Here is a 24,278-nt window from a genome sequence, read left to right on the forward strand (position 1 = left end):
TCTTCGTACAATAAAGCCTATCGGCTAAAATGTACAAGTCTCAGGAGTGAATTGATGTCTCAACAAGGACAAGGATCGACCGGCAACGTGATTGCCGCCATCGCGAGTTTTTTCTTCCCCGGGTTAGGCCAGTTGGTGCAGGGGCGTATCCTGGCCGCACTGCTGTTCTTCGTCATCACTGTCGTCGGTTATGCACTGTGGTGGTTGGTAGTCCCGGCCATCATAGCCGGCATAGTCCACCTGTGGAGCATTATAGATGCGGCCACCTTCAAGGCCGACTGACAGCCTGGCGCACGCGCCTTCGGCTATCACAGCAAACATTACTTAACACGGACTCACTCATGAAAAATACACTCTCCCTGATGCTGGTCACGGCCAGCCTGCTGCTCGGCGGTTGCCAGAGCGCCTACTATGGCGCCATGGAAAAGGTCGGCTACCACAAGCGCGACATCATGGTCGACAGGGTAAAAGACGCCAAGGAATCCCAACAGGAGGCGCAGGAACAATTCAGCTCGGCGCTGGCGGAAATGCAGGCCCTGCTCAGTCATGATGGCGGCGACCTGGAACAAGCCTACAACAAGGCCAAGGACGAGTACGAATCGGCCCAGGATGCGGCCGACGAGGTCAGCAAACGCATAGACAAGGTCGAAGACGTTGCCGAGGCCTTATTCGAGGAATGGCAAACCGAAATCGGCGAGATCAGCAAGGCCAGCCTGCGCCGCAGCAGCGAAACCAAGCTCAAGGCCACCCGTAGATCCTACCAGAAGCTCCTGGGCAGCATGCGCCGCGCCGAAGCCAAGATGCCGCCGATCCTGACGGCCATGAAAGACAACATGCTGTACCTGAAGCATAACCTCAACGCCCAGGCCATAGGTGCCATCAAGGGCGAGTTCGCCAGCCTGAAAACCGATATCTCAGGGCTCATCAAGGAGATGAACAAGTCCATCGCCGAGTCCAACAAGTTCATCGCCTCATTGGAAGGCGAATAGCCGGCGCCCGGGCCTAGCTCCCTGGACCGGCTTTGGGTTCAGGTTTAGGCTTGGCTTCCAGCAGCACCAGGGCCACACCGCCAAGGATGGCAACGGACGCCAGCAGCAAACGCAGGGAAACGTGCTCATCGAGCAGCAGCACGCCGCCGAAGGCCGCCAGCACGGGCACACTCAATTGCACTGTGGCCGCCTGGGCCGCCTTCAAATAGGGCAGGACGCTGTACCAGATGGCGTAGCCCACACCCGATGCCAGGGCGCCGGAGGCAACGGCATAGGCCAGCCCGGCCGGGGGCATCGAGAGCCGGCCCATGTCGAAGGCACTCGCGAGCAGGACCGAGGCGCTCAAGACCAAGGTAAAGGGCAAGGTGCGCAGAAAATTGCCTGCGGTCAGCGAGATGGCCTTGCCGCTGCCATTCGCGGCTCCGGTTGCAGGGTTAGCCGCGCTGTGGCCACGCAGGGAATACAGGCCCCAGGACGCCCCGGCAAACAACATCAGCAGGGAGGCCGGTAATGGTGCCGCCGCGGCGCCGGGCAACAAGAGTCCCAACAGGCCGGCGAACGCCAGCAACAACCCCAACCACTGCACCGCCGCCAGCCGCTCGCCACGCCAGCAGCCGTAGCCTATCATGCTGGTCTGCACGGCACCGAACAGCAACAGGGCACCGACACCGGCCGGCAAGGCCAGATAGGCGAATGAGAAGCCGGCGGCATAGCCAAACAGGGCCGCCGCCGAGATCCAGTTGCCCTGCCCTCTGTAGGGACGAGAGGTGACCCGGCAGATGAGCAGCAAGGCCAGGGTACCGGACAGGAGGCGAACCGAGGTGAAGCTGGCGGCGTCCATGCCGGTATGGGCGAGCGCCTGCCGGCATAAGAGCGAATTACCGGCAAAGGCCAGCAGGGTCACCAAGGTCAGGCCAAAGAGTTTGAAGCGGCTCTGCATTGAGGCTGTCATGGTCTTCACTCGCAAAGATGGTTACCCATAGGGATGCTGTATCCCACTCTAATTCACGCTATTGGCCTGGTCATCCAAGCCGCTAACGGAGTGAAGCAGAGGAGTCCATCTACCATAAGATGGCTTGCTATGAGCCGTTCTGCTATGACGCGCTTGCCTTGGCGCTGGCCTCGGCTATCAGGGTCTTCTGCACATAGTCAGGCACAGCCTCGTAACGTCTGAATGCCATGACAAACTGACCGTCGCCGCCCGTCATCGACTTGAGCCGGGTCGAGTAGTCCTCCACCGTCGCCAACGGCGCCTCGGCAGCCACTTCGACCTTGCCCGTCGTCAGGGCCTGGGTCCCACAGATGATGCCACGATTGGCGCTGATATCCCCTGTGATATCGCCGACATGATCCTGTGACACACAGACCTGCAGCTGCACTATGGGCTCGAGGATCACGGCAGATGCCAGCCTGGCCGCATCCATGAAGGCCTTCTTGCCCGCCATCACGAAGGCGATCTCCTTAGAATCGACGCTGTGGTGCTTGCCATCGAGCAGGGACACCCGGATATCCTGCATGGGATAGCCGGCCAACACCCCGGCATTCATGGCCTCCTTCACCCCTTTCTCTACCGCGGGTATGTACTGCCCCGGCACCGAGCCGCCAACCACCTTGTTGACGAACTCGAAGCCGGCCCCGCGCGGCAAAGGTTCGAGCTGCAATTCCACCTCGCCGAACTGGCCCGCACCACCAGATTGTTTCTTGTGGCGGTAACGCGCCCTGGCAAGTTGGGTAATGGTCTCGCGGTAAGCGACCGCAGGCACGGCGGTGTCCAGATCCAGGTTATAGACAGAGTGCGCCTTCTCCAGCGCTATCTGCAGATGCAGATCCCCCTGGCCCTGCAATATCGTCTGTCCCTCGGCCTCGCTGCGCGTGACGTTCAGACTGGGATCTTCCACCACCAACTTGTTGAGCACTTCGGCCAGTTTCTGCTCGTCGCCGCGCCGCTTGGCCGACACCGCCAGGCCGAAGATGGGTTGCGGCAGCATGGGATCGGGCAGATGAAACTCGTCTTCCTCGTGGCAATCGTGCAGCACGGCTCCCGGCTGCAGCTCGTCTATCTTGGACAGGGCGCAGATGTCGCCCGCCACGGCGCGGGTCACGGGCAACTGTTTATCCCCCTGCAGCTTGAACAGGCCCGTCACCTTGAAGGGCTTGCGGCTATCGCCTATCAGCAACTTCATCCCGAGCTGAATCGTGCCCTGATGCACCCTGAACACCCCCATGCGGCCGAAGAAGGGATCTATCGCCACCCGAAACACATGGGCCAGCACATGATCGTCCGGCGAGCGGCTCACAGTCACAGGCTTGGCATCGGCACCCGAGCCGCGCATGAACTGCGGCGGATTGGCCTCCAAGGGATTCGGGCATAGCGCCATGATGAGCTCGAGCAAGGCGGCGACGCCCACCTGAGTCCCGGCGCTGGTGAAGCACACAGGAACCAGATGCCCCAGCCTCAGCGCGGTTTCCAGGGGCGTATGCAGCTGCTCGGCATCCAGGGACTCGTCCTGTTCCAGATACAGATCCATCAGGGCTTCGTCTTCTTCCAGCACGGTATCGACCAATTCATCTCGGGCCGCGCTCAGGCTGTGAAACAGCGGCTCGCCGGCGGCCTCCTGTGGCGGATGCAGGTAGCAATCTATCACTCGTTCCAGATCGCGCCTGGGCAAGTTCACCGGCAGACAGCGGTTGCCGAAACGCCGCTGGATATCCGCGACCAGGGCCGGCAGCTTGTCGCCATTGCCATCTATGTGATTGATCACTATCAGCACTACCTTGCCCTGGGCCCTGGCCGCCTCGAAGCTTCTCTGGGTGATGGGCTCTATGCCGGTATTGGCATTGATCACCAAGAGCACGGACTCGACCCCTGGCAGGGGCAATAAGGCGCGGCCGAAGAAATCCGGCAATCCCGGGGTATCTATCAGATTGATCTGATGCTCATCGATATTCAGGCTGAGGAAGGCGGGTTCCAGGCTATGCTTATGCTCTTGTTCCTGGGCGGTGAAATCCGCATGATTGGTGCCCTTATCCACACTGCCCATTTGGGGTATCTCATGGGCCTGGAACAGCAGCGCCTCCAGCAACGACGACTTCCCCGCCCCCGTGTGCCCCAGCACCGCCAGGTTGCGTATCTGCTCTGTGGTAAAATCGGCCATAGCCGCCCTCCCCCTTAGCTAAATGCATGGCTCAGCCATAGCCCATGCCGGCCAGCGTCAGGCCCATGTTGGTTTCATGCCTGCTTGAGACTATCACTGGCGTAGATGTTTGGTATTTGGTGTTTGATGTTCATGACACATAAAGCTTAGTCATAAACCCGCGGGGGGTAACAGAAAATATGGCCTGGAATCAAAGTGCCAGTCGCTGGGGGGATAAGCAACCCAAGAAACGGCGGCGCGGCCCTTGGGCCGGACACCATGCGGCAGGGCCGGGCCCTGGCTTGCTAATCTATCTGCACCGAGCCGGTATCGACCTGGTATTTCATGGTGAGCCTGGGTTGGGCCCTCTGGATGAAATCCACGACACGGTAGATACAGGTGCGCGGAGAGCTGTAGTAGGTGTAGGCGATATCGACTTTCGTGCTTAGCAGATCGGCATCCGCCACATAATCTATGCTGAGATCTGTGTTGGTGACCCCATGCCAGAGCTGGCGACAGGCATCGAACAGCACTGTATCCTTGCCTTCGGTGGCATAGGGCCAGCCGGTGGCGCTAGAATCGACATCGCCGTCCCCAAAACTGCTCAAGTTATCGATCGCCTCGCTGTGGCCCTTGACCAACCAGCCTGTGTGGTAGAGTTTGACGCCACTCTCGAAGGCGGCAAACTCGGCTTCGAACACCTGTCTGGTGGCATCGTCTCTGAGATTGACAAACTTGGGCACGGCAACCACGGCCAGGATCCCCAGTATTATGATGACAACCACAAGTTCGATCAGGGTAAAGCCCTTGTTGAACCTTGCCTCCATCTTGGCTCCTTTGCCTTAGATTATGCTGCTTACAGTGAAAAAAACGCGATAAAGGTCTCTGCCACCCGTTCGGGCGCGAGTCTACTGAAAAATCCCGGCCATGGCAATTCAGCGGGCACCCGACTCATGGCCAGGCAGCTGTATCTGGGGAAGGCGGCTATAGCCTAAGGCCGCCGCTGCCAGTGCCTCTGCTTCTGCTAATCCGCGGTTTCGGGCGTACAGAAAGCCTTGCTGTAGAAACCCGAAGGATCGAAACAGCAAACCCTCTTCTTGCCCGAGGCCAGCATGTCGCACGCATCCAGGATCCTCTTGGTGCGCGTCTTCGCCTGCTTGGCGGACGTGATCCAATGGATCCAATCGACCCGGGCAAGGGTCGTGGTGGCATCCCAGGTCGCCCTGGACTCGGGTGCAGCCTGCAGCGCCAGGGCAAGATCGCCTGGCACTTGCGGCTCAGGCTCCTGCGCCAAGGCCGCAATCTCGAACTCTGCCTCATGCCCCATCCTGGCGGCTGAGACTTCAAGCAGGGCGGCATCGATGCGCAGCCAGTGACTCTTCTGTCCATCAGGCTCGAGCAAGGCCTCGAAGCTGTGGCCGTTAATCGCCGCCGATACCGTCATGCGCCCGCGCCGCGGCAATTTGGCACTCGCCTCATGGGGCAGAACTATGAAGGCCCAGCCGCTGCCGTCTGCCGCCTTGGGGCGAAGCAGCCGAGCCATGAATTGCGATCTTGTCTCTTGTTGCACCATATCCAGTTCCCTCCGTTCTAAGTGCGACTAAAGCCCTAATCGGCCGTACCGCCGTTTGGCGCCGGATGCATTTACTTGTTAGCTGCACCTTTAACCTGACTCACAGTTAATAGTGCGCCTAAAAAAACCAAGGCAAGTATATCTATTCTGATATATTGATCTGGTGAATTACCCATGTATTTAAAAAATGAAAATCCAGGTGAAAAATATGCGGAAAAACCAAGCTGAATTTCATGAGTCCAGTTTATGTAAAGATAGAAGCCACCTAACCCTGAATAAACAGCCTTAACCGAGCCAATAGCCAATCCAGGAATTTGAATCAATTGATTTAGTATCGAAATCCAATATTTGTCATACATTTCCTTTATTGCTGTATAACCGGCAACTGTGTTCAATGCTATCGCAACAATAGCTATTGAAGCGCTTAAATAGGTCACTGAACCATCAATCACTATCAGAATGAACATGATTAGCATTACTGCCGCAGCTGCCAGCTGGAAATAGCCGATAATTTTCACTCTATTTTCTGCTATCGAAAATACCTGCCGCTCTTGTTGCTGAGCAAACTCATCAACTTTCTCTTTTCTAGCATCAAGCTCTGCCATTAGCGCCTGATAGTTTGGCGAATCTGAAGATATGTGGGCTTGTACGTCAAGCAACTCCTCGACAGAGTATTTAGAATAATCAACCGTACTCATAATTTTCCTTGTACTGCTAACATTTCAATCGCGCGCAGGCGCAGATGTACCTTTGTCAAATGCAAACCAAGTTATCACAAGCTGCTGTTGTGTAAAGCATTAGATTCGAATCAAACATCATACCTTCCGGCTAAACGCGCATGTGTATGTGCATTTGCGGATGCCGACGTTGCTAATGCCTGTTGCTGCATTTTCTCAGTGACACTAGTGCCAAATCGAAGCAGCCTATCCTTGGTTGTTAGATATCACTTGGCAGAGGCCGGCGGGGTGATTCGCCCAATTGCTTCGTGCGCCAGAAAATAGCTCCACGAGCCAAAAAGAATCCACTCCACGCGCCTAGAAGAAGGCTCACTCCCCAGGGGAAATACCCTGCCTGCGCTATTTCAAGCGACATGGCGTTGGCCACACCCACGGCGTAGCGCGTTATGAAAATGGCCAGAATAACCAGCATGGGCATCCAGCTGCCATTGATAAGCAAACTACGGCTGCCGGCCTCATAGCTGGCGATGCCCGCCCCCATCCACTTAAGACACAGTGCAGCCAGGAGACTCATGCCCAACAGCCAGCATGCCAGCGCAGGCCAATGCCAGCCAAAATAGCGCAACACACCTGTCAGGGACAGCACCAGCATGGCGGCGGGCAAAAACAGCGCCAGCGCCACCGAGACGCGGCGGGTACGCGTCTGCATCCATCCAAACACGCAGAGGATGGCCAACAAAGCAAAAACCCAGCGCGGGGTGTAGAGCAAAATTTGCGACAAGCTGCTGTCATGACTGAAGGTGGCTTGGCTGTGCCGCAGAACATTTGCATGTTGCATCACAGAGACTGGCTCGTTATCCAGGCGTACAAAATCCACTATTTTCCGAATCAGCTTCTGTTGCACCGCCTTGCGGTTTACGCCGGGTTTGTCTGCACACAGCGCCACCCCCATCACCTTCACTTTATGCTCGCAGGAGTCCAGGAAAATGAAATGCCCCTCCTGACCTTGGAGTAACATGGTGTGACTGTTGGGGATAGCAGCGGCATAGCGCTGACCGTGCGCCGCCCAAGGCAGGAAATCGTTGTGACTTGCCCCCACAATCAGACTGGGCAGCGCCATGCCGCGCAGGGAATCCTGTTGCAAGGCAGAACCCAGCGCCGGGTCTAACAGAATGAGTTTTCTTATGCGGGCGTCCTGATAGTCAGCATTGAACAAAGCAATGAATGCTTCGGGCGCACTGGCGCGGTCGCGGCCGTAATGGCAGGAAAGATCCGCCTGAGCCTTGGCTGAATTGCAGTATTCGGTGAGTCGGTGCAGATCAAATCTGGCCCCCGCCAGCAGGGCCACCGTCTGACCACCGGCAGAATGGCCTATGGCGATGACCCTGTTCCAATCCACCGGCTTCTGGAAAATATTTGCGTTCGCCAAGCGATCCAACAGCGCCGAAATATCCTGGGGTCGCTGCCAGGTGAGCGCGCTACTGCGCGAGTCCTGAGTCTCCTTCCCGTAAACTGGCGACTCGCCGTAATGATTCACCCCAACCACAATATATCCGGCCGCCGCCAGACTCTCGCCCAGCCAGGAATATTCCTGGGCCGACCCCATGGCGCCATGGGAAAACACCACCACCTTACGGGTAACGGCCGAATCGGCCAGGCACAGGGGCGTTTTGCGTTCGAGACAATTATTGCTGCGCTCTAGACCCTGCGGATACCAGAGGTTGATTTTCCCCGGGCGACCGGTCGTCAGCACTCCCATATCCATCGCCTCCATATGAACCGGAAAATCATCGGCAATCGACACCAGGGGAGTCAGCAGCAGGTTCAATAGCAGCAGCGAGAGCATTTTTTTCATTCATCGTCCTTAATACAACAGCACCAACACGAGCAGACTATTGCCACGCCTTGCCGACGCGGCCTTGTTACATATGAGCCCAAGACCCTCGACGCTCGCTTCATGTGATAGCTAACGCCAAATTCAGGGCCGAAGCTGCGTAGCAGCAGAGGTCCCGGTCAGCTTGCGGGCGGCTACAATTATTAGTTAGGTGTCAATTGTATTTGATACAAGCGTATCTCCCTCGAACTGCATTCCTACATATAACCACTTATACTTATCGTAAGTTTCGAAACAAATTTCCCAGTAATCGCTATATAGGCATAAGGCTGCAATTTTATAGAGTTCATTTATTTGCATCCCTTTAGGTATGGAATCATATGATTCAGCTATAAAGCGCAAGTCTTTTTCACACACACCCCAATATTTATCGATATTTTCTATTTTATGTCTAATGGCTTTTACTGATTTATCTAATGGCCCTGTTTCACCCCCTGAGATTCCCCCATAGTAAATTTCATTTTCTACAGTTTCCCAATCTTTAGAGTCGTCGTTGTACTGGATCAACCCAAAATAATCATGGAAAAGCCTTGGCTTGGGTTTGCGTTCTTTAAAACCGAAAAGTTTTCTTATGAACCTCATAGCTTCATACACCTAATATTTTATATAGTGCGCATATACACATTATGTCCGATGCAAACCAAGTTATCACAAGCTGCTGTTGTGGGAAGCATTAAGTTCGGTTTAGTGCCATACGTTCAGGCTAAACACGCATGCATTCTTGCAAATGCCGCCGTTGATAATGCCCTGTTGCTGCATGTCCTCTGTAACACTATTGTCAAATCGAAGAGGGATATAACCCGAGTGCAAGCATGGCTGTGACCTTCGAAAACAGGGATGTTTTCGCAGAGCCCACAGGGATGTGCTCGCGGCGTGTCACAGCTGTGCTTGCACATCCCCCGCGGGAGGCGATGGCTTGTCATGACTCCGGGTTTCTGCTCTTTAACATAAAATGCAGCTCGTAACCCTGCTTGAGTATATGACGACATTTGAGATCAAGAGCCGGCATTTCACTACTGCCCTGTAATAAGAACAATGCGACAGGGTCGCTCCATGGCGTGACATTCGACCCTCCTTGGTCAGCGGATGTCGCCGTCGAGCCTACACGGATGCTTCTTGTGAGATCAAGAGCCTGCGTCTCACTAAATGGCTGTGCCAAACTGTAGATCACTTGATAGGGCGAGCAGGGTATCGCTAAGCAGGCCCTCTGCGCCAGGGATGGCGCGGTGGAGCCCTCAGGGATGAGTTTATGGCGTGCCTACGTGCGATACCATGCGATGGGCATAATTAAGATCAATCATTTAGTGTAGCAATGCAAAAGGTCGCTCCATGACATCCCTGTCATTGCGACATGAGTGCATCCTGCACGTCACCTGCGGCAGGCAATGAGCAGCACAAACATTGCAGCTATGCCGGGAAAGATTAGCGCCAATGAAGCACCCAGAAAATATCCAAGCTCGCTACACAACCCTCTGGCATGATAGCCAAACATCAGCGCCATCAAAGGCGGACAAACAAAAAGCCCCACACAGTTGCCTGTATGGGGCTTTCTTATTCGAACCTAGATTCGAAGCTTAGGTTCGAATCTTAGATCCGGGACCGAGCGACTGACGGGTCAGTCGCAGCAGTCGCAACTGCCATTAACCGCGGTTATGACGCTTACGATCGTTTTCGGTCAGGTGACGCTTACGAACACGGATGTTCTTAGGCGTCACTTCAACCAACTCGTCATCATCGATGAACTCGAGCGCTTGCTCCAGTGACATGTTGATTGGCGGTGTCAGTACCTGAGCTTCGTCTGTACCTGAGGCGCGCATGTTGGTCAGCTGTTTGCCTTTCAGACAGTTTACTGTCAGATCGTTCGAGCGAGCGTGGATACCTATGACCTGGCCTTCATAGACTTCGGCTGCGTGGCCGATCATCAGACGACCGCGATCCTGCAGACCGAACAGGGCGAAGGTCAATGCCTTGCCTGTGGCGTTGGAGATCAACACGCCGTTGGCACGCTGACCGATATCGCCACCCTTGTGCGGACCGTAGTGATCGAATGTGTGGTACAGCAGACCCGTGCCTGAAGTGGCCGTCAGGAACTCGGTTTGGAAACCGATCAAGCCACGGCTTGGGATAACGAAGTCGATGCGCACACGGCCCTTGCCGTCGAGCTGCATGTCTTTCATTTCGGCCTTACGGGTACCCAGCTTCTCGATAACTGTACCTTGGTGATCTTCTTCAACATCGACAGTCAGAGTTTCGAATGGCTCACACTTCTCGCCATCTATGGTCTTGATGATAACTTCAGGACGGGATACCGCCAGTTCGTAACCTTCACGACGCATGTTTTCGATCAGGATAGACAAGTGCAATTCACCACGGCCTGATACGCGGAAACGATCCGGGCTGTCGGTTTCTTCGACACGCAGGGCCACGTTGTGGACCAATTCCTGTTGCAGACGCTCAAGTATGTTACGTGAAGTCACATACTTGCCTTCTTTACCCGCGAACGGAGAAGTGTTGACCTGGAAGGTCATGGTCAGGGTTGGCTCATCGACAGACAGTGCAGGCAGGGCTTCGACGGCACCTACGGCACAGATGGTGTCGGAAATTTTCAGCTCGCCCAGACCTGTGATCGCGACTATGTCACCGGCGTTGGCGACGTCGACTTCGTGACGTTCCAGACCCATGTAGCCCAAGACCTGGCCCATCTTGCCGTTACGCGTCTTGCCATCGGCACCTATGACGGTAACTTGTTGGTTGGTCTTGATGCTGCCGCGCTTGATGCGACCTATACCGATAACACCCACATAGGAGTTGTAATCCAGCTGCGAAACTTGCATCTGGAAAGCACCCTCTGCGTCGGCATCGGGTGAAGAGACTTTCTCGACGATAGTCTGGAACAGAGGAGTCATGTCTTCGCTGACGACTTCAGGATCCAGCGTCGCGAAACCGTTCAATGCCGAAGCATAAACGATAGGGAAGTCCAACTGTTCGTCGGTGGCACCCAAGTTGTCGAACAGATCGAATACCTGGTCGATAACCCAATCAGGACGTGCACCCGGACGGTCAATCTTGTTGATGACAACGATTGGCTTCAGGCCCTGGGCGAAGGCTTTCTTGGTCACGAAGCGGGTCTGTGGCATTGGACCGTCAACGGCATCGACCAGCAACAATACTGAGTCAACCATAGACAGAACGCGCTCTACTTCACCACCGAAGTCGGCGTGGCCTGGGGTATCAACTATGTTGATACGGTAATCGTTCCACTTGATGGCAGTGTTCTTTGCCAGAATCGTGATCCCACGCTCCTTTTCAAGATCGTTGGAATCCATCACCCGCTCAGTAGCTTCTCCTCGGGTCGCAAGGGTTCCTGACTGCGCCAGCAACTTATCTACCAGGGTCGTCTTGCCATGGTCGACGTGTGCAATAATAGCGATGTTACGTAAATTCTCTAGCACGGATAAACCTCTTACCATCAAACAAAAATAGGGGTTATTAGGCCAGGCATGAGGCCTTTGCCATAATAAAAAGCGTGCCATTCTACTCCAGCGGCGGCATATCTCACAGGATTATTTTTGAGCACTTGTAAAACATGGGCCCAAAAGCTGCATCCCACGACCATGGAAGGTGCCCTAAACGACGGGGGCAAGCCGCACCCGCTCCACCCGAGTCCCTTGATAAACGGCAAGATGTTGCCCTCATCCGTTTCACAGACCCGGCGCCGCCATGGCATTAAGCTGAAAATCCCCAGCCGGAGCACATCGCCGGACACAAGAAGCGCACCTGCATGTCAGTAAACGGCTCGCTTGTCGGCAAGCAAGCTGTGGAGGCACCCAAGCCAATATAGCCGCTTAATATGACACTAATAAATGCCGCATAAATCTACCTTACAGGAACCGCGACTTATGCTAGCGTAATACTGCACGCGCCGGCATGAGTGTCCTGGTTTCAGGCAGGGATAATCGCCGACCCGGAAGCCGATGCCCCAAGTTGGACGCTTGCACCAAAAACAATCAAGACATGCACCATGCTGGTGCATTAGCCTATGAGTGTAAGAGCTGGTATTTTTTACTTGCTTTAAAATCAAGGCATTAAATAGTTGGCATAGTTATCGCTTTAAGTATAGCAAATTTGCACCCGCTCACCCGAGTGCGGATAACAGAATATAGAAGGGACATCCCTTTACCCTACCGGAGGCTTGAGAATGTCAGTTGAATCAGTTTTACAGCAACTCGAAGAATTAGAAGTTAAGTTTGTTGATTTACGCTTTACCGATACCAAAGGTAAAGAGCAGCATGTATCTATTCCTTCTCATCAGGTGGATGCTGATTTCTTTGAAGACGGCAAGATGTTCGACGGCTCTTCTATCACAGGCTGGAAAGGCATCAACGAATCAGACATGGTGCTGATGCCGGATCCAACGACCTTCGTGCTGGATCCTTTCACCGAAGAAACCACGGCGCTGATCCGTTGCGACATTCTCGAGCCAGGCACCATGACAGGTTACGATCGTGACCCCCGCTCCATCGCCAAGAAGGCCGAGGAATACCTGCGTTCCACCGGCATCGCCGACACTGTGCTGATCGGCCCCGAGCCTGAATTCTTCCTGTTTGACGACGTGCGTTTCGGCGCCGACATGTCAGGCTGTTTCGTCAAAGTGGATGCCAAGGAAGCCTCTTGGAATTCGGGCACCAGCTATGAAGACGGCAACACGGGTCACAGACCCATGGTCAAAGGCGGTTACTTCCCGGTAGCGCCTGTCGACTCTTCACAGGATCTGCGCAGCGCCATGTGTCTGGTACTGGAAGAAATGGGTCAGGTTGTTGAAGCTCATCACCATGAAGTCGCCACCGCGGGTCAAAACGAAATCGCCACCCGCTTCAATACCCTGACCAAGAAAGCGGACGAAATCCAAATTCTCAAGTACGTGGTGCATAACATGGCCCACGCCTACGGCAAGACGGCGACCTTCATGCCCAAGCCTATCGTTGGCGACAACGGCAGCGGTATGCACGTGCATCAGTCTCTGTCCAAAGACGGGGTTAACCTGTTCGCCGGTGACAAGTATGCCGGCCTGAGTGAAACCGCCCTGTACTACATAGGCGGTATCATCAAGCACGCCCGTGCACTGAACGCCTTCACCAACCCTAGCACCAACTCGTACAAGCGTCTGGTGCCACACTTCGAAGCCCCTGTGATGCTGGCCTACTCTGCCCGTAACCGCTCGGCTTCCATCCGTATCCCTGTGGTACCCAGCCCTAAGGGTCGTCGCATCGAAGCCCGTTTCCCGGATCCGCACGCCAACCCATACCTGGGTTTCGCGGCGCTGTTGATGGCGGGTCTGGACGGTATCCAGAACAAGATCCATCCGGGCGAAGCCATGGACAAAGACTTGTATGATCTGCCGGCCGAAGAAGCGGCCGAGATCCCACAGGTTGCCACCTCACTGGAAAACGCCCTGGAAAACCTGCAGGCCGACCATGAGTTCCTGATGAAAGGCGGCGTATTCAGCAAAGACTTCATCGAGTCTTACATAGCGCTGAAAACAGCCGAAGCCGAACGCGTGGCCCGCACCACTCACCCGCTTGAGTTTGAGATGTACTACAGCCTGTAATCTTTAGCCGCAGCTTGATTAAGCCCCGACTCGTCGGGGCTTTTTTATGCCACACTGGCGACTCACTCACTTGCCGTCCATCTAAGTATTAAGCTCGATACACGCTGCAATTGAAGCAGCCACGATTGGCATTGTGGATTTGGATATAGCTGACTTCAGCCTTTAAAAACTGCTGACGAATGCCGCTTGCTAATTCTGCCCCCTGTAAAATCTCGGCGTGCACCATAGAGTGCTGGTGATTGTAAGCCCTGATGGACAGCAATCTTGCAGTCAATATCTCGGGAATCTCATTCACGTCCAATTCGGCTTGTTCGGCATGTTCTCGAACATAAATGGGACCGGATGCTCGATAAGGCGAATTGACATCATGATGCCTGAAAGGCACCAATAACACTCTTTCCCCTATTTCAGCTTCTTGCAAAGAGACCCTGCAAGGAAAGCCTGGTTTGGCATCGGCAATCACCCAGCTTGCATTGAGCTTCTCCAGCTCTTGAGCGCTCAGGTTCATCAGCTCAGAAAAAGCCCTTTTCTCAATTGCCTTCATTCTAAAGTTTGTATTCATATTGATTCCCTATCGGCTAAAAATACCATGATAGTCATTCAACAACTCACGACTCGCCGCTTTCGGAACTCTAACCTCAAAAGACATTCTTGCCTCTGTGACCATGTGCAGACTTTCCAAGCCAGCCACCCTGGGACTCGCCGGAGACGATGAAGGCGCTGCCTGTTGGCATGGCGGCACCAATCAGCGTCTCAGCATCATTTAATAGATTAAAACTCTTTATTTCCAACCAGTTCTTGCGCTATTACACGCGACTCGCTAGCTTGGTGAGGTCCATGCAGCATGATGAATACCCGTCATTTGGGTATCTTGGTTTATTAAAATAACAATAGGCGCTTACCTATGTGGCAAACACTGCAACCCTATAAAGACTCACTCATACTCTTGACCGCGCTCTTGTTGGGTGGCCTCATCGGCAGCCTGTCACCCGAGACTGGGCTCTGGCTCAAGCCAGTGGGACAGATCTTCCTCAATCTGCTGTTCATGATCATAGTGCCTCTGGTGGCGGTGAGCGTGACCTCCTCCATCGCCCGGATGACGGATCTGAAGAAGCTGGGCGCCATCCTGGTGTCCATCATGGCGGTCTCCATCTGCATGGCCATCATTCCCGCCGTTGCCATAGTGGGCCTGGCACTGGTGTTCGATCCTGCCCAGGGGGTGACCCTGGATCTCCAGCAGACCCTGGACACGGGATCCGCCCACATGGACTTCGTCGGTCTGCTCACCACCAATGACTTCTCCGGCCTCTTGTCCAAATCCAACATCCTGGCGCTGATCATCATGTCCGTCGTCAGTGGTATCGCCATAGGTCAGTCGGGTGAGGACGGCAGAAAGGTCTCGGCCCTGCTCGACAGCCTCAACACTGTCATCATGAAGATAGTGTCCATCATAATGTTCGTCGCCCCGCTGGGCCTGGGCGCCTACTTCGCCTCGACCATGGCCAGCCAGGACCCTGAACTCGTGGTCACCTTCGCCCGTGCCATAGGCTTATTCTTCGCCACCAGCCTGCTGTACCTCACCCTGGGGTCGACCTGCTATGCCTGGCTCGGCGGCGGCTATCCCGGGGTCAGGGTATTCTGGCGCCATGCGCTGGCGCCGGCGGTCACGGCATTGGGCACGAGTTCATCGCTGGCGACCCTGCCTGTGACCCTGAGCACAGCACTCAAGATGGGAGTCAAGGAAGAGATAGCCGACATCAGCCTGCCGCTGCTGGTCAACCTCAACAAGGGCGGCGCATCCATGATCACTGCGCTGAAGATAGTCTTCATCTATTCCTTGCTGGGGCTCGACTTCGGCGTCGATGTGTTCATGGTCACCCTGCTCATCTCTGTGCTGTCGGCCTTCGTCATCGGCGGGGTACCGGGCGGCGCCTTCCTGGGGGAGATTTTCATCGTCACTACTCTGGGGCTGCCGCTGGAAACCATCCCCATATTGGTGGTGCTCGGCGCCATCACGGACGGGGTCTCGACCGTGATCAACGTGGTGCACGATCTCACCGCCAGCCAGATCATCGACCGGCTGCAGGGTTGGAACGGGCGGGCGGCCAAGTGAGCCCGGCTCGCTTTATCATTGCCATGGGCTAGCTTTAAAGATGCTAACCAGAATGATGAAGGGGCCAGACGATGGAAAAATTCCAGATTTACACCTTAGACGACAAACCCAAGAAACTCGACAAGACGGAGTTGGATGCGCTGCGCCAGGGGATACGCGGCCAGGTGATCTTGCCGGGCGAAGACGATTATCACCAGGTACGGAAAATCTGGAACGCCATGTTCGATCGCCATCCCGCCGTCATAGTGCGCTGCCGGGGCACGGCCGATGTCATACAGGCGGTCAGATTCGCCAGGAAGCATAAGCTGCTCACCAGTGTGAGGGGCGCGGGCCACAATATCGCCGGCAAATCCCTGTTCGACGGTGCCATGCTGATAGATCTCAGTCTGATGACGGCGGTGCAGGTGGATCCCGATGCATTGGAGGTGACCGCCGGCGCAGGTGCCACCCTGGGGGATGTAGATCACGAGACCCAGGCCTATGGCCTGGCCGTCCCCATGGGGATCAACTCCACCACGGGCGTCGCCGGCCTGACCCTGGGCGGCGGCTTCGGCTGGCTCAGTCGCAGTCTGGGCTTAACCGCAGACAACTTGCTGGCGGCCGAGGTGGTCACCGCCGCCGGCGAAAGGCTGAGCTGCAGCGCCCACCACTATGCGGATCTCTTCTGGGCCATACGGGGGGGCGGCGGCAACTTCGGCATAGTGACCTCATTCAAGTTCAAGCTGCACCCGGTCGGTCCCGAAGTCATGTCCGGGGCGATTGTCTACCCCTTCGATCAGGCCAAATTCGTACTCCAGGCTTATCGGCAATTCTGCCGGAATTGTCCGGATGCGCTCTCTGTCTGGGCCGTGTTTCGCGATGCCCCGCCCTTGCCCTTCCTGCCCAAAGCGGTCCATGGCACCAAGGTATTGATCCTGGCGGCACTGTACAATGGCGATCTCAAGGAAGGCGACAAGTGGCTGGCGCAGCTGCGCAAATTCGGCACTCCCATAGCCGACGGATTTGCCCCACATCCCTTCGGCGCGTTTCAACAGGCCTTCGATCCCCTGCTGACCCCAGGGGCCCGCAACTATTGGAAATCCCACAACTTCACCTCACTGGAGGACGGCCTGATAGACGCCCTGGTGGATTACGCCGCCAGGTTGCCCAGCCCTCAGTCGGAAATCTTCCTCGCCCAGATGGGCGGCGCCACCAACAGGGTGGCCGCCGATGCATGTGCCTATCCGCACAGGGACGTGGAGTTCATCATGAATGTGCATACCCGCTGGGATGACACAGAACAGGACGATGTCTGTGTCGAATGGGCGCGTGAGTTTTATCAGGCCACCAAGCCCTTCGCCACCGGCGGGGTGTACGTCAACTTCATCAGCGAAGACGAAGACAGGGTACAAGGCGCCTATGGCAGCAATTTGGCCCGACTGGCGACGGTGAAAGCCAAGTATGATCCGGACAACTTTTTCCGCCTGAACCAGAATATCGCCCCCCAATAGCCTCCAGGCCATGCGCCGCGGCGGCATACTGCCAAGGCGCATGGTCCATGGGCTAGCGGCAGGCGGCGATCACCCGCAGCAAGGCACGCATATCCGCCTCGTCGTTATAGATATGGGGTGAAACCCTGATCCCCTGACTGCGGGCATCGACGCTGATGTTGGCCTGCTGCAGCGCCTGCAGCAGCTTATCCTGGCGTTCACCCAGGTCGAGTATCAGGGTGCCGCTGCGCCTCGCTGACTCCCGCGGCGAGACAAACTCTTCATCCAGTTCGGCCGCGACCAGGTCGATCAGCGCCTGATTGTGGGCCCGCAGCGAGAGCGAACCCAGCTCGGCAAAGTAGCCTATGGCGTTGGCCGCTATGGCATAGGGCAAGATAGAGGGGGTGCCGCCCCAGAACCTCAGGGCACTGGGATGATAACGAAAACCGTGGATATCGAACTCGAACGGGTTTTCATGGCTGAACCAGCCGACATCTCTGGGACGACACTCGTCCAGACGCCCGGGATTGACCCAGAGGTAAGCCGCCCCCGGACCCGAACAGAGCCACTTGACGCTGGAGCCTATCATGAAGTCGGGCGCCAGGGCGGCGAGATCCAGCGGCACTATGCCCGCCGACTGGGCCACATCTATCAGCGTCAGACAACCGCGGGACTTGGCCAGCGGCACTATCTCAGCCAGCGGCGCCTGTTGGCCGGTATTGGAATAGGCGTGGCTGATAAACACCAGATCCACATCGGCACTCAGGTGCGCATCCCAGACGTTAACATCCGTGATGTCCAGCGCCTTGGGAATGAACCTCAGCTCACACCCGGCAGCCAGGGCCTTCTTGAGGGCGAATCCCATGCTGGGAAAGTCGATCTCACTCATCAGCACCACGCAGTGCTCGCCCTGCAAACGCTCCAGCGACATCACCAGCTTGGTCAGGGCGCTCGACAGGTTGACCTGCGGACAGAAGTCATCCCTGCGGCCATTGAACAGGCGCGCCAGGGCGTTGCGGAAATCATCTATGATGCCGAGCCAGGCCCCCCAAGGCTCGCGCCCCGATTCCTGCCAGGGGGCAAAGAAGCTCTGTTGCAAGGCTTCCTGGGTCGATTTAAGCGGCCGCCCCACGGAATGGTTCAGCAGGTAAGTGGCCTCGACCAGGTGGAAGTCCTGTTTGAGCTCCTGTGGCTGTAGCATCTTCATTCCAGTGTCGCCTTCAATTGCTGCAGATCATGATAGCGGGTGTGTATGTCGCTGCGCGGCAGCGCCGCCCGCCTGTCCTTGAGTTTCTCCAGGCTGTCGAGCAGCAGTTGCAGCGGCGGGCCGCTGGCGGTGACCTTGTCCAGGTGCTGCTGCTCCATCTTCTGTGCCGGCTCGGCGATATACTTCTCCACCAGCTGATTATGATGCTGGATCGCCGTCTGCCCATGGAGTTCACACACCTCGAGGAACAGGGCCAGGTTATGTCTATACCAGTCCTGGTCCCGTTGTTCGCCGGCGGCGAGGAAGTCGTCCATCAGGCTGGTTCTGCGCATGCAGTCGCGCAGGATCAGCTGATCTTCCGGCATCATGTAGAGGAACTTGTCCACCAGCATCTGCGAATAGGAAGGTTCGTTGGCGGCACATAGCCCCAACAGCAGATCTATCACATTGATACCTGCGAAGTCGCCGGCGTTGGCACCGCGATACACCACGGAGCCGACTCGATAAGGCTTGTAGTAGGGCCGCACACAATAGAAGAAATCATCGGCATCCAGGGCGTTGAACAGATAGGTGTTGGAGTCTATCACCTCCTGCAGCGCCTGCTTGGCCACCCGCAGCAGGTCATGGCTGATGGGATGGGAAATCCCCAGAGGTTCTATCTTGAGCAAGGCATCGGCGGCGCGCTTGTAGGCCAGTATGCCCTTGGTGTTGTAATCCACGAACAGCTTCTCGGCCGGCAGGTCGGTGAAGCGCTTGTAGAGGCCATTATGGGCCCGGTTATGGGTGGTGAGATGGGCGGTGGCGAAGCGCGGGGTGACGCCTATGGAAGCGCCTATGTGCATCGCCAGCGCCGAGGCCTCCACCAGTGGCGAGCGGGTTTCCCGCGAGGGCTCGGTGATCTCGTGACGGCGACAGGCAGCCATGTAGAGGCCGACATTGCCCAGCAGATCGAAGGCACTGTCGAAGCCCTGATCTGTGTTGCCCTCCTCCAGCAAGGCCTTGATCAGCACCCTGCCCTCTTCTTCCAGTTGTTGTTTCTCGGTTTCGCCTATTCCGGCCACGTTGGCGCGATCCGCCTGTTGCCGGTAGAGGCTCTCCAGGCGTGAGTTGAGTTCGACGAACCGGCCACGCAGCCAGTCATCGAAGGCTTGGGTATTTTGGGTTACGGGTTTCATGCTCTCTATCCTAGATAGGTTTCTGCTGCCACTCTGGTTCAGGCTTGCCTGGCTCTCAGAGCTTCCATGCCTCTAGCCTAGCATGCCGCCGGAGACGCATCTCACCAAAATCCGTCACACAAAAGCCATCAAACGCAACATATCACCACAAAATTAAACTTTAATGTCGGATACCACCAAAATATTGCGTATGATCCAAGGAGAACTCAAAGGGCGGGCAGACCATGGATAAGAAAGATCTCAACATATTGGCGCTGTTGCAGCGCAGGGGCCGCATGACCATGGCCGAGCTGGCCAGCGGCATGAATATGTCCGATACCCCCTGTCTCAGGCGGGTCAAAAAACTGGAGCAGGACAAGGTGATCACAGGCTACAGCGCCCAGCTGGATCCACAGAAGTTGGGGCTCAATGTCATAGTCTATGCCTTCATTCGCCTGACGGAGAATTCAGACAGCTCGGCCGAGCTGTTCGAGCGCGCCATGGACGGACTGGAGCAGGTGATGGAATGCTCGGTGATCACCGGCGCCCACGACTATCTGCTGAAGATAGTCGCCAGGGATCTGCTCGACTATGAAAGTTTCGTCAAGAAATCCCTCGGCAGCCTCAAGTGCATCGCCGGCATAGAATCGACCGTGGTGTTGAAACAAACCTTCTCCCGCACCGCCTTGCCGCTGGAAATCTGAGCCTGGCTGACATTCAGGCTTGCAATCGGCGCCGTTGGCTTCTAATATATCTTCATATCAAGATACTTAGTTAAGAGATATTATGCCATTTCTGATCGCCCTGATAGCGCCGGTATTCTGGGGTACCACCTATGCACTCGTGAGCCTCTACCTCAAGGACATGTCGCCCTTCTGGGTCGCCGTCTGGCGGGCGCTGCCTGCGGGTATCCTGCTGCTGTTGTTGCGGCCGAAACTGCCCCACCTGCCTTGGCGCAAAATCGTCCTGCTGGCATTTTGCAACATAGGCGCCTTCTTCGCGCTGCTGTTCATCGCCGCCTACAGACTGCCGGGGGCCGTCGCCGGCACCCTGGGTGCCACCCTGCCGCTGATGTTCATCCTGCTGGCCTGGGTGCTGGACAGGCAAAGACCCGGGCTCAAATGGCTGGCCCTCGGCCTGCTGGGACTGAGCGGCGTGCTCATGCTGCTCAATCCTTCGGCCAACCTGGATCCCCTCGGCGTTGCCTGTGTGCTGCTCGCCACCTTGCTGATAGCCCAATCCTCCCGCTGGATGCAGCGCTGGGACGTGGGGGACCTGCTGACGTTGACGGCCTGGCAGCTATTCCTCGGCGGGCTCATGTTGATCCCCCTGGCCTGGTTCATGGCCGGTCCGCCACAACTGCCGCCCGCCACGGCCTTTCCCGCCATCGCCTGGCTGGCGATAGCCAACACGGCCGTGGCCTACTGGGCCTGGCTCTGGTCACTGCGGCGCCTGGGACCACAGATCATGGGCATGTTGGCGCTGACCAACCCCATGGTGGCCGTCTCCCTCGGCGTCATACTGGTGGGCGAGTCCCTGGATCTGCAGCAATGGACAGGCATAGCCTTGATCTTGAGCGCCTTGCTGTTGATGAAACTGCCGGTCCGCCGTTGGTTCAACGCCCTGACAGCCAAGCGCACTTCCCTTGCCAAGGGGGATAGCGGCGCCTAGATCACCAGCACAGCCAACAGATCCGCCGCCGGGTTATTTCGGAGTGCTCTTGCCATCGGTGCCCTGGGCTGCCTGTTGTTAATTTGCCCGGCATTCTGATACTTTAAGGCTATCCGGGGCGAGACAGGGAGTCGGGTCGGCCGCCTGTCATGGGTCCCCGGCAAGAGAGAGACAGCCCAGTTGAAGACAGTCGATAAGGAGCCTGCTGATGAATACCGGAACTACCCCAGTCACCCAGACTCTGTTGCTTACCGGGGAGAGTGAAGCGGCTAAACGCCAGGAATTGAAAGACTATTTCAATCAAACCTGGGAGCTGTATGAGTCACTGTTCGAGCTGATCAACAATGACGCCGCCTATTACCTCAAGGCCGAACCCCTGCGTCACCCGCTGATCTTCTATTTCGGCCACACAGCGACCTTCTATATCAACAAGTTAAAACTGGCCAAATACATAGACGAGCGTATCGACGACAATTTCGAATCCATGTTCGCCATAGGCGTCGACGAGATGTCCTGGGACGATCTCGATGCCAACAACTACCAATGGCCAAGCGTCGCCGCCACCCGAACATATCGCAGCCAGGTCAGGGCCCTGGTCAATGACGTCATAGAGCAGATGCCACTGACCCTGCCCATAAGCCAGCACAGCCCTGCCTGGGTGATACTCATGGGGATAGAGCACGAGCGCATTCACCTTGAGACCTCATCGGTGATCATACGTCAGCTACCTCTGGCGGATGTGAGCCCGCATCCCGGGTGGCAAGCCTGCCAAGACACAGGTCCGGCCGCTGCCAATGTCCTGTTGTCGGTGCCGGGCAAGACTATGACCCTGGGTAAGTCCGCCGACGATCACACCTATGGCTGGGACAACGAATACGGCCATAAACGCTTCAAGGTGGCCGATTTCAAGGCGGCCAAATACCTGGTATCCAACCAGGAATACCTGAATTTCGTCGAGGCGGGTGGCTATGCAGAGCCGCGCTTCTGGAATGAGGAAGGCCTGGCCTGGCTGGCCTACACCCAAGCCAGCATGCCCAGATTCTGGCGCCGACAGGATGGCCGCTGGCTGCAACGCAACCTGACCCAAGAGATCCCCCTGCCACTGAACTGGCCGGTGGAAGTCAATCAACTGGAAGCCAAGGCCTTTTGCAACTGGAAGGCCGAACAGGCCCAGGCCCCCATACGCCTGCTCACCGAAGCCGAATGGTATCTGCTGCGGGAAAAGATTGCCGACGATGCCCCCAGCTGGCGCGAAGTACCTGGCAACATCTGCCTGGCCTACTACGCCTCCCCCTGCCCTGTGAATCGCTTCGCGCACCAGGAATTCTGCGACCTGATCGGCAATGTGTGGCAATGGACCGAGAGCCAAATAGACGGCTTCAACGGCTTCGCCGTCCATCCCTTATATGATGATTTCTCCACCCCCACCTTCGATGGCAAACACAATCTCATCAAGGGAGGTTCATGGATCTCTACGGGGAACGAGGCCATAGCCGCCTCACGCTATGCCTTCAGACGGCATTTCTACCAACATGCAGGTTTCAGATATGTGCAATCCCCACAAGATCCTGCCCAAATGGCCGAGGTAAACGTGTACGAAACCGATGAACTCATCTCCCAATACCTGGAATTTCATTATGGCGCCGAATATTTCGGGGTCGGCAATTTCTGTGTCAATGGCGTCACCCAGGCGCTGAACGAAATTCAACTCGGCCACACGGCCAAGGCGCTGGACATAGGCTGTTCGGTCGGCCGCGCCAGCTTCGAGCTGGCCAAGGTGTTCGACCGGGTCGATGCCATAGACTTTTCCGCCCGCTTCATCCAACAGGCTTACGCCCTGACGGAGCAAGGCGAGAAGCGCTACACCATACGCACCGAAGGTGACTTGCAGGAATTCAAGAGCGTCAGTCTCGAGGCCTTGGGCTACGCTCATTTGGTCGATAAGCTGAACTTCGTCCAGGGTGACGCCTGTAATCTCAAGCCGCAATATACGGGTTACGATCTCGTGTATGCCTCTAATCTTATCGACCGCCTGGCCGATCCCCTGGAGTTTCTCACCGACATACACAGGAGGATCAACCGCGGCGGTTATCTGGTCATAGCCTCGCCCTATACCTGGCTGGAGGAATATACCCCGAAAGACAAGTGGCTCGGCGGCGTCAAGCGCAAGGGAGAGAACTTCACCAGCCTCGACGGCCTGACCGAGAGCCTGATAGGCCAGTTTGAATTGGTGGCGGTGAAAGAGATCCCCTTCGTGATCCGCGAGACCAAACGCAAGTTCCAGCACACAGTGTCCGAGATGAGCATCTGGCGCAAACGTTAGCCTGACGAAAAGCATAGATATCTAATAAATATGCCTATATATTCATTGCATCTTTTTTGTTTACTGAGGTGACCATGGATATATTTGAACAGGTATCGGTGGCGAAGCGCGCCAATCTGTATTTCGATGGCAAGGTGTCGAGTCGCAACATTTTCTTTGCCGATGGCAGCAAACAGACCCTGGGAGTGGTGTTACCGGGTGAGTATGAGTTTGCCACCTCCCAGGGTGAGATAATGCAGGTAATGAGTGGCAGCTTCGAGGTGTTATTGCCTCATGCCCAGGATTGGCAGGTGTTTGCCGCCGGCAGTCAATTTGAGTTGGCTGCCGGCGTGAGCTTCAAGCTCCGCAATGCCGCAGTGGCCGAATACTGCTGTAGCTATCTGTAACTCAGGCGTCAGGCGCTGATACCAGCGCCTGACGTCAGCTAGGCACCAAGCAAAAACGCCTTCAAACAAATCACTAGACG

General features: G+C 56.2%; 20 protein-coding genes. 9 read left to right on the plus strand and 11 right to left on the minus strand.

The annotated features are described in order from the left end of the window. Nucleotides 1-54 precede the first annotated feature (54 nt). Both LZP73_RS17405 and LZP73_RS17410 read left to right on the plus strand, forming a co-directional pair. Nucleotides 55-282 (plus strand): hypothetical protein, encoded by a 228-nt coding sequence (locus tag LZP73_RS17405; protein WP_234236222.1) that lies wholly within the window; start codon nucleotides 55-57, stop codon nucleotides 280-282. A gap of 59 nt (nucleotides 283-341) precedes the next feature. After that, nucleotides 342-989 (plus strand): DUF2959 domain-containing protein, encoded by a 648-nt coding sequence (locus tag LZP73_RS17410; RefSeq protein WP_234236223.1) that lies wholly within the window; start codon nucleotides 342-344, stop codon nucleotides 987-989. A gap of 13 nt (nucleotides 990-1,002) precedes the next feature. On the opposite strand, the gene LZP73_RS17415 is transcribed toward LZP73_RS17410, so the two are convergent. The 8 genes from LZP73_RS17415 to typA form a co-directional block, all read right to left on the minus strand. Beyond that, nucleotides 1,003-1,941 carry a DMT family transporter gene (locus tag LZP73_RS17415; RefSeq protein WP_234236224.1) on the minus strand — a complete coding sequence of 313 codons (939 nt, stop codon included), beginning with the start codon at nucleotides 1,939-1,941 and terminating at the stop codon, nucleotides 1,003-1,005. 142 nt (nucleotides 1,942-2,083) lie between these two features. Beyond that, nucleotides 2,084-4,144: an elongation factor G gene (gene fusA, locus LZP73_RS17420; RefSeq protein WP_234236225.1), complete on the minus strand. Its 2,061-nt coding sequence runs from the start codon at nucleotides 4,142-4,144 to the stop codon at nucleotides 2,084-2,086. 284 nt (nucleotides 4,145-4,428) lie between these two features. Further along, a complete protein-coding gene (locus tag LZP73_RS21450) occupies nucleotides 4,429-4,950 on the minus strand; it encodes a type II secretion system protein (protein WP_326490363.1) in 522 nt (173 codons plus the stop codon). Nucleotides 4,951-5,147: 197 nt separating this feature from the next. Beyond that, nucleotides 5,148-5,666, minus strand: coding sequence for a YdeI/OmpD-associated family protein (locus tag LZP73_RS17430; RefSeq protein ID WP_234236226.1), 519 nt, complete (start codon nucleotides 5,664-5,666; stop codon nucleotides 5,148-5,150). A gap of 101 nt (nucleotides 5,667-5,767) precedes the next feature. Further along, complete coding sequence (locus tag LZP73_RS17435) at nucleotides 5,768-6,394, minus strand: hypothetical protein (protein WP_234236227.1); 627 nt, start codon at nucleotides 6,392-6,394, stop codon at nucleotides 5,768-5,770. A gap of 238 nt (nucleotides 6,395-6,632) precedes the next feature. Further along, the gene (locus tag LZP73_RS17440; protein WP_234236228.1) at nucleotides 6,633-8,228 is read right to left on the minus strand and encodes a DUF6622 family protein; all 1,596 of its coding nucleotides are present in this window, start codon (nucleotides 8,226-8,228) and stop codon (nucleotides 6,633-6,635) included. Nucleotides 8,229-8,414: 186 nt separating this feature from the next. Continuing rightward, nucleotides 8,415-8,849, minus strand: a complete 435-nt coding sequence (locus LZP73_RS17445; protein ID WP_234236229.1) for a hypothetical protein — start codon at nucleotides 8,847-8,849, stop codon at nucleotides 8,415-8,417. Between the two features lie 1,058 nt (nucleotides 8,850-9,907). After that, the gene (typA, locus tag LZP73_RS17450) at nucleotides 9,908-11,719 is read right to left on the minus strand and encodes a translational GTPase TypA (protein ID WP_234236230.1); all 1,812 of its coding nucleotides are present in this window, start codon (nucleotides 11,717-11,719) and stop codon (nucleotides 9,908-9,910) included. 746 nt (nucleotides 11,720-12,465) lie between these two features. Here typA and glnA point away from each other — a divergent pair. Continuing rightward, a complete protein-coding gene (gene glnA, locus LZP73_RS17455; RefSeq protein ID WP_234236231.1) occupies nucleotides 12,466-13,875 on the plus strand; it encodes a glutamate--ammonia ligase in 1,410 nt (469 codons plus the stop codon). Nucleotides 13,876-13,963: 88 nt separating this feature from the next. On the opposite strand, the gene LZP73_RS17460 is transcribed toward glnA, so the two are convergent. After that, entirely contained in the window at nucleotides 13,964-14,437 is a 474-nt protein-coding gene (locus LZP73_RS17460; RefSeq protein ID WP_234236232.1) for a DUF1203 domain-containing protein, read from the minus strand. 342 nt (nucleotides 14,438-14,779) lie between these two features. Here LZP73_RS17460 and LZP73_RS17465 point away from each other — a divergent pair, with 342 nt between their 5' ends. Further along, nucleotides 14,780-15,988 (plus strand): dicarboxylate/amino acid:cation symporter, encoded by a 1,209-nt coding sequence (locus LZP73_RS17465; protein WP_234236233.1) that lies wholly within the window; start codon nucleotides 14,780-14,782, stop codon nucleotides 15,986-15,988. 71 nt (nucleotides 15,989-16,059) lie between these two features. Continuing rightward, the gene (locus tag LZP73_RS17470; protein WP_234236234.1) at nucleotides 16,060-17,478 is read left to right on the plus strand and encodes an FAD-binding oxidoreductase; all 1,419 of its coding nucleotides are present in this window, start codon (nucleotides 16,060-16,062) and stop codon (nucleotides 17,476-17,478) included. A gap of 52 nt (nucleotides 17,479-17,530) precedes the next feature. Here LZP73_RS17470 and LZP73_RS17475 read toward each other — a convergent pair whose 3' ends face one another. Then, nucleotides 17,531-18,664: an aminotransferase class V-fold PLP-dependent enzyme gene (locus LZP73_RS17475; protein ID WP_234236235.1), complete on the minus strand. Its 1,134-nt coding sequence runs from the start codon at nucleotides 18,662-18,664 to the stop codon at nucleotides 17,531-17,533. Then, the gene (locus tag LZP73_RS17480) at nucleotides 18,661-19,839 is read right to left on the minus strand and encodes a PrnB family protein (protein WP_234236236.1); all 1,179 of its coding nucleotides are present in this window, start codon (nucleotides 19,837-19,839) and stop codon (nucleotides 18,661-18,663) included. The genes LZP73_RS17475 and LZP73_RS17480 overlap by 4 nt, the downstream gene beginning before the upstream one ends. A gap of 224 nt (nucleotides 19,840-20,063) precedes the next feature. On the opposite strand from LZP73_RS17480, the gene LZP73_RS17485 reads away from it, so the two are divergent. The 4 genes from LZP73_RS17485 (at nucleotide 20,064) to ppnP (ending at nucleotide 24,198) form a co-directional block, all read left to right on the plus strand. Then, complete coding sequence (locus LZP73_RS17485; protein ID WP_234236237.1) at nucleotides 20,064-20,522, plus strand: Lrp/AsnC family transcriptional regulator; 459 nt, start codon at nucleotides 20,064-20,066, stop codon at nucleotides 20,520-20,522. An 82-nt stretch (nucleotides 20,523-20,604) separates the two neighbouring features. Then, entirely contained in the window at nucleotides 20,605-21,489 is an 885-nt protein-coding gene (locus LZP73_RS17490) for a DMT family transporter (RefSeq protein ID WP_234236238.1), read from the plus strand. Nucleotides 21,490-21,697: 208 nt separating this feature from the next. Beyond that, complete coding sequence (gene ovoA, locus LZP73_RS17495) at nucleotides 21,698-23,812, plus strand: 5-histidylcysteine sulfoxide synthase (protein WP_234236239.1); 2,115 nt, start codon at nucleotides 21,698-21,700, stop codon at nucleotides 23,810-23,812. 74 nt (nucleotides 23,813-23,886) lie between these two features. Beyond that, a complete protein-coding gene (gene ppnP / locus LZP73_RS17500; protein WP_234236240.1) occupies nucleotides 23,887-24,198 on the plus strand; it encodes a pyrimidine/purine nucleoside phosphorylase in 312 nt (103 codons plus the stop codon). Nucleotides 24,199-24,278: the final 80 nt, after the last annotated feature.

The organism is Shewanella sp. AS16, assembly GCF_021412365.1.
Classification (GTDB): domain Bacteria; phylum Pseudomonadota; class Gammaproteobacteria; order Enterobacterales; family Shewanellaceae; genus Shewanella; species Shewanella salipaludis.